Source organism: Evansella sp. AB-rgal1 (assembly GCF_041820985.1).
GTDB lineage: Bacteria > Bacillota > Bacilli > Bacillales > Salisediminibacteriaceae > Evansella.
In genome coordinates, this window is record NZ_JBGUAU010000017.1 from 128757 (window position 1) to 135435 (window position 6679).

Below are 6679 nucleotides of genomic sequence, written 5' to 3' on the forward strand. Positions count from 1 at the left end.
TAATCCACTCCCTTATTTTCAAACAGTTCTCTAATGTATTATTGTAGCAAAATATGGTACAAGATAAACACTAAAACAAATAAAAGGGAGTCTCAAAAGGGAATTTCCACCTTTCAAGACTCCTCAAAAAAAAGATCTGCCAAATTCAATTAATCTTCTTTAAAGAATTAGTGTTAAAATATTAACAGCAAATTATATAGTGACAACAGAAATTCGATGTTTTACTTTGCAGATCTAGCTGCTTCTATCGCTGCATCATAATCAGGGTGATCCGTTACTTCTGGTACATATTCTACATAAGTAACTGTATCGGAAGAGTCAACAACAAAAATAGAGCGAGCTAATAAACGTAGTTCTTCAATTGCAACACCGTAGTTCGTTCCAAATGATAGATTACGATGGTCAGAAAGTGTTTGTAAATTTTCAATCCCTTCCGCTGCACACCAACGTTTTTGAGCGAACGGTAAATCAACACTTATTGTCAAGATTTCAACATTATCAAGCTTTGAAGCTTCTTCATTAAAGCGACGTGTTTGTTGTTCGCATACACCTGTATCAATAGATGGAACAACACTAATTAATCTTACTTTTCCTTTTGAATTTTCCAAAGTTACTTCAGAAAGGTCATTTGCTAAAACCTTAAATTGTGGTGCTTCATCGCCTACCTTTACTTCCGTTTTTGGAAGTGTGACTGAATTTCCTTTAAAAGTAACTGAAGCCATATGTACATCTCCTCCAATTCAAAATAGGTTACACTAATAAAAATACCACAATGCTTGTTTCAACAAATAATAATATGCTCATTTTTTTTATAATGGCTCTGTTCAACGTTGATGGTTATTTTCACGACAGGTTGCTCACTTTCCTTTTGGACGAACTGCAAGCCTCCTCCCAATTCAGCCCAAGTGAAACTAACATCCTGTGGGCACGACCTCATGTCGGCATTGTGACTCCGACTCCCTCCGGCTCGCAACTTTCGTAAAAATCAACATAACATAAACATCAACATTCTCCAGTTACATAGCTTTTATAACAATAAGAAAAAGCCCGGATCTTTTCCGGGCAAAAGCGATTTATTCTGCATCAACATTAATGTTGACTTCAGGTTGTGCTTGCTGGCCACCGTTACCTTGTTGGTTAGTTTGAAGCATTTGCTGAATTTTATCAACCACTTGTGGTGTAAATTCTAAAAGTTTTTCATACAAATGTGTGCTTTGGTCTAAGTGAACCATCTTCACACCCTGTCCGCTTACTACTAGAAATGCGATCGGTGTAATGGAAACACCACCACCACTACCTCCACCAAACGGGTGCTTTTTCTCCGTTTCTGTCGGAGTTTTAGGAGATCCTTCTAACGTAAATTCACTACCACCAGCAGCAAAACCAAAACCAACTTTAGATATTGGTAAGATTACACTACCGTCTGGAGTTTCTACAGGGTCACCAACAATCGTATTTACGTCTACCATTTCTTTCAGATTTTCCATTGCTGTCTTCATAAGTCCTTGAATTGGATGGTCAGACATTTATATCCCTCCCAGAAGTTTGATCTGTGCTTTTACTGAACAATGTTCTACCTTTTTTCCAATGACGTAGAACCTTTATTCCTGCAAGGATAGCTTGTCCAATTCTAAAAGATATAATGCATGTAAATGAAGTTTTTAACATCATTTGTTGAAATTGTGGATTTATAGCAATGTTGGGCGATGTCTTTAAGTTCATATAATTTGCAATTACCCCTAAAACATTCCCCTTAATCGCCCATAATGCTCCGGATAAAGAACCTGTTAATGCCGCATCACCAACCCCCATGTGAGTTTCCCAATAAAAGTCATTCACAGAAACTTTTTTCATAAATTTGCGAACGATTTTGTGAAACCCAACTACATGTTTTAAAAAACGTTCAAAATGACGTATGTCATCTAGAAATCGATGTATGGTGAATTTTTCTTTTATCTTCTTTTCTCCAAAAGCGCTTTCTCGTTCTTCTTCATAATAAACAGAAGGGGATTCATCATCTATTGCCAACACTGGTATTTTTATTGTATAGCGAAAGAAAAGTACCTTACATTTTAAAGATAGATCGTCATTATTACCATCATGTAAATAAGTAACATGAACTTTCAGTTTAAGAAACAACAAGATTATAAATAAAACAACAAGAATAATTATACCAATAATAAAATATTTCATTCGCAGCCCCTTTCTTCTCCAAGTATTGTCTATTTCATGCAAAATAAAACCTGTTAGAAATTTTCTCCAACAGGTTAAATAATATTCTTATTTTTTTGTAAAACCTTTTCTAGGTTCAAGTACAACAAATGTGTCAGCAATCATATCGTGTATTCCTTTCTTTCTTTCTTGAAATGGAATCACCAAGTATAGCAAATTCGTAATAATTAGGGATTGATGAATATACCTACCTATTACCTCCCTCATAATGACATCGCGCCACAATAAATCTTGTTCAATTTCTGAGTAAACAATGATACCGAAGATACGTTTTCCTATAGTCTGCTGATATACTTTCGTCAGTATCGTAAAGTAACCAAAACTAATAATGGCTCCAATGATACCACTAATCGAATAAATCCAGATCGAGGCTTCATTGATATTAGTAGTAGTATATAGTGGAGATAATACTATCCCACTAATACTAGAAACAATTAGTAAATCTACCATATAAGCCCAAAACCGCATCCAAAAGCCTGCAGGAATATAGGTCGATTCTGATTCTTTTGAATGTTCATTTTCATTATTTACATCCAGTGTGTTCATTTCATTCATCATTTCCACCTCATCCTGTGTACAAATACATCATTCTCGGTCCATGATTTTGTTGAAGCCAATTACTTAAATTGAATATATCTGCTTCTCTGGCGAATAATTTTTGCACGGAGAGAGAAAACAGCGAAGCAAATCCAAGTGATGATTCATATTCTACAACGGTTAAATCACCATAGCCTAGATCCTCCATAAGAATTTCGTACACATCTTGCAAATGCCCCAGACCATCAATTAAACCTGCTTCTAGAGCTTGTCTTCCAGTAAAGATTCTTCCATCAGCGAGATTATACACTTCCGCTCTTGATAACTCCCTACCTTCTTCAATAATGTCAACAAATTGCTCATACGATTCGTCTATCATCTCTTGCATTATCATTCTCTCATCTTCTGTCATTTCTCTTGTTGATGACATAATATCCTTATAAGGACCACTTTTAATTACCTCTACACTCACACCAAACTCATCTGCCAATTCAGCAATATTAATTGACTGCATAATAACGCCTATTGACCCAGTCATCGTTTGAGGATTGGCAAAGATTTTTTTCGCTGGGGCTGCAATATAATATCCACCACTGGCAGCCATGCTCCCCATAGATATGTATACATCCTTTCGATACTCTTCTTGAATCTCTACAATCTTGTCGTAAATTTCGCTACTTTCTACTACTCCACCTCCTGGAGTATTTACTCGAACAATAATTCCTCGTACATTTGAGTCATTTGCTGCAGCATCTAACTGATCTAGAAAGTTACGGTGGTTATATCCAGCTGTTTGAAAAATACTAGCTGTATCATACCCACTTTCAATTACCCCATTCAAATGAACAACAACAATTTTTCCATTTCCAGTGCCCTGAGAGATTACATTTTCATGAAAAACATTCTCGGATTGGAATAATTCATCCCAACTAGTGGAAAATACGGTTGTGAACATTGTAACAGCACTAGATATTAAAAATAATCCCGCTGCAAACACTATTGCAAGCCATCGTTTTGTACTCATATTTTTGCCTCCTTGAATTATTTGATTGTTTCTCTTTTTTAGCAGGAATACTATATAGTAAAAGAGAATACTTCATTATGAAAATTTTAACACACAATGTATAAAGTTACTTAACAGAAAGGAAGAGCAAACATGTCAGAAAGAAAAAATGTATTTCTATACTATATACCTTCAGATGAATTAGAACCTAAAATTCAACAATTAAAAACGGTTGGTAAAAAACAAGGATTTAAATTAGTTGATAATATGGAAGATGCTAATATTATTGCGAGCATTGGAGGGGACGGTGCTTTTCTCCAAGCCCTTAGAAAAACAGGGTTCCGCGAAGATTGTCTATATGTTGGTATTAATAACAAAAGATTAGGCTTTTATACAGATTTCGATTTAGATAAATTAGAAAGAATTGAAGAAGGTTTACAAAGTGATATGGTAGAAGTGTTGCGTTATCCTACTTTAGAAGTCACGGTAGATGGTATTCAAACATTTCATTGTTTAAACGAATGTTCCATTCGCTCAAATATTATTAAAACATTTGCTATTGATGTATATATTGATGATATTCATTTTGAAACATTTAGAGGAGACGGTATGGTAGTCTCTACACCTACAGGTAGTACAGCTTACAATAAATCATTACGAGGAGCAATAGTAGATCCTCGCTTGCGTAGTATGCAACTAAATGAAATCGCTTCAATTAACAATAATGAGTATAGAACACTAGGTTCTCCATTATTATTAAGTAGCAGCCGTGAATTAGTTTTAAAAATTGTACAAGATGGTAATGACCATCCAATTATTGCAGTAGACAATGAAGCACTTGGAATTCGCCATTCACATGAAGTAAGCATTAAAGTATCTGAAAAAGTTATAAAAACAATCAAATTAAAAGACAACTCTTTTATCCACAAAGTAAAGAGAAGTTTTTTGCAGTAAGAAAAGTTCAGAATGCACCACTAACGAATTACATAAGTTCTGGACAATAAAATCAATCCCAAGGTATCATTTTGGCCTTGGGATTTTTTTGTTGATAGAAAAAAAAACGATATTACCTAATTGGTTCTTCTACTTTTTCATACATGATTGAATTATCAACAATTGTTTGATAGACCTGAACGTTTAACCAAGCATCAGGTTCTAGTTCAAATAAATCATCACTAAGTACTGTAAAATCAGCAGTATAACCTTCTTCTATTACCCCTCTTTCTCCTTCTTTTCCTATTGCCGTGGCACTTCCATTTGTAAATAATTGTAATGATTCAAATAAAGTTAATTTTTCGGAAGAACCATATCCTTCGTGAGTTTCTTCTAGTTTCCGACGCGTGACAGCAGCATGTATTCCTAATAAAGGATTTACCGGTTCTATTGGCGCATCAGAACCACCAGCACAATGCAAACCAGCCTGAAGCAGCGTTTTCCAAGCAAAGGAGTACGGCATTCTTTCTTCTCCTAACCGTTCTTGAACCCAAGGAAAATCAGATGCTACAAAACGAGGTTGAATATCCAATACTACCGATAACTTTTTTAACCTTTCAATCAAATCTTCTCTAGTTACTTGTAAATGAATCAGACGATCTCGTTTCCCTTTAGAAACTGGATATTTCTCTATTGAATTTACGGCATATTCCAACGCTAAATCACCAATAACATGAATGGCAACTGACATATTAACCTTTCTTGCGTTTTGAACAATGTTGTCCAATTCTTCTTGAGAATGAATTGCTACACCTGAGGTGGTAGGGTCGTCCGAATAAGGCACACTTAATAATGCTGTTCTTCCACCAAGTGCTCCATCAGCGAAAATTTTAACTGAATCTAACACCACATAAGGATGATCTTCTTGGTCATGTGCAAGAATAGACTGGAGAGCTTCATGATGGACTAAAAGATTTGCTCGAAATTTTTTCTGTTCTCCGTCTATTACTTCATAAAATGTAGTTAATGTTCTCACAGGGTCTCCATAATAAAATAAATCTTCTGTATGCCCACCAACAAAACCATTTTCATATAAATCTTCTAATGATTTTACTAATGCCTTCTTCACATATGTAAAATCTTTTTTTGGCATTACTTCTTTTAAAAGTTCTTGCGCTTGATCCAAAAGATAGCCGGTAGGATTACCTTCTTCATCCTTTTCAATTACCCCTCCTGGAGGGTTCTCCGTTTGTTTATGTATGTTTGCAAGTTGAAGACCATATGTATTTGTAACTGCTGCATGTCGGCAAACTCTTGACAAATATATTGGATGTCTAGTAGATATTTTATCTAACACTAATCTATTTGGAACCACTTTATCAGGGAATAAATTTTCATTGAAACCTTCTCCGATAACCCATGTGTTTGGATCTGTGTTATCCACTGCTTTTTTCAAAACCGTATTTAATTGTTCAATACTACATACCTCAGATAGATCTAATCGAATTAGCTTTTCCCCATGTCCAATCATATGTAAATGACTATCTACAAAACCTGGATACATCACTCCTCTAAAAGCCTGATAATCCGTAATTTCCGTTTGAAACTTATCTTCTAAATTAGTTTTTGTTCCGACTTCAACTATTTTCCCATTTTTCACGTATACAGCTTCAGCAACATGAGTTTCATGTTGTAAAGTACGAATTTTTCCACCATACCATAATGTTCCCAACTATATCCCACCTTCGTAATCTGTTATGTTAGTATAATCATACAAAAGATTATATAAAATGAAAATAATCTTTTCATGATTTACTACAACTGTATGTCTACCCTGAAAATACGGGTTATGTAAAGAAGTCTCATGGACTTACACTCATTTCAAATAATGTGAAAAATTCTTATCATAAACATAACGTATTTTCATCCGTCATGATAATAATTTGCACTTGCTTTTTGAGTTAACCTAAAATA

Annotated in this window: 7 protein-coding genes; 1 reads left to right on the forward strand and 6 read right to left on the reverse strand. The window is 34.8% G+C overall.

Going from position 1 to position 6679, the window contains the following annotated elements:
* Positions 1-221: 221 nt before the first annotated feature.
* The 5 genes from tpx to sppA all read right to left on the reverse strand — a co-directional run bounded on the left by tpx (position 222) and on the right by sppA (position 3793).
* Entirely contained in the window at positions 222-722 is a 501-nt protein-coding gene (gene tpx / locus ACERII_RS15660; RefSeq protein WP_373643576.1) for a thiol peroxidase, read from the reverse strand.
* Positions 723-1073: 351 nt separating this feature from the next.
* The gene (ytfJ, locus tag ACERII_RS15665) at positions 1074-1526 is read right to left on the reverse strand and encodes a GerW family sporulation protein (protein ID WP_373643577.1); all 453 of its coding nucleotides are present in this window, start codon (positions 1524-1526) and stop codon (positions 1074-1076) included.
* Positions 1519-2193, reverse strand: coding sequence for a DUF2953 domain-containing protein (locus ACERII_RS15670; protein ID WP_373643579.1), 675 nt, complete (start codon positions 2191-2193; stop codon positions 1519-1521). The genes ytfJ and ACERII_RS15670 overlap by 8 nt, the downstream gene beginning before the upstream one ends.
* Before the next feature lie 87 nt (positions 2194-2280).
* Complete coding sequence (locus ACERII_RS15675) at positions 2281-2790, reverse strand: RDD family protein (protein WP_373643580.1); 510 nt, start codon at positions 2788-2790, stop codon at positions 2281-2283.
* 7 nt (positions 2791-2797) lie between these two features.
* Entirely contained in the window at positions 2798-3793 is a 996-nt protein-coding gene (gene sppA / locus ACERII_RS15680) for a signal peptide peptidase SppA (RefSeq protein WP_373643581.1), read from the reverse strand.
* Between the two features lie 132 nt (positions 3794-3925).
* On the opposite strand from sppA, the gene ACERII_RS15685 reads away from it, so the two are divergent.
* Entirely contained in the window at positions 3926-4726 is an 801-nt protein-coding gene (locus ACERII_RS15685) for an NAD kinase (protein WP_373643583.1), read from the forward strand.
* A 112-nt stretch (positions 4727-4838) separates the two neighbouring features.
* Here the strand turns inward: ACERII_RS15685 and ACERII_RS15690 are convergent, their stop codons facing one another.
* Positions 4839-6437: an amidohydrolase gene (locus tag ACERII_RS15690; RefSeq protein ID WP_373643585.1), complete on the reverse strand. Its 1599-nt coding sequence runs from the start codon at positions 6435-6437 to the stop codon at positions 4839-4841.
* Positions 6438-6679 lie beyond the last annotated feature (242 nt).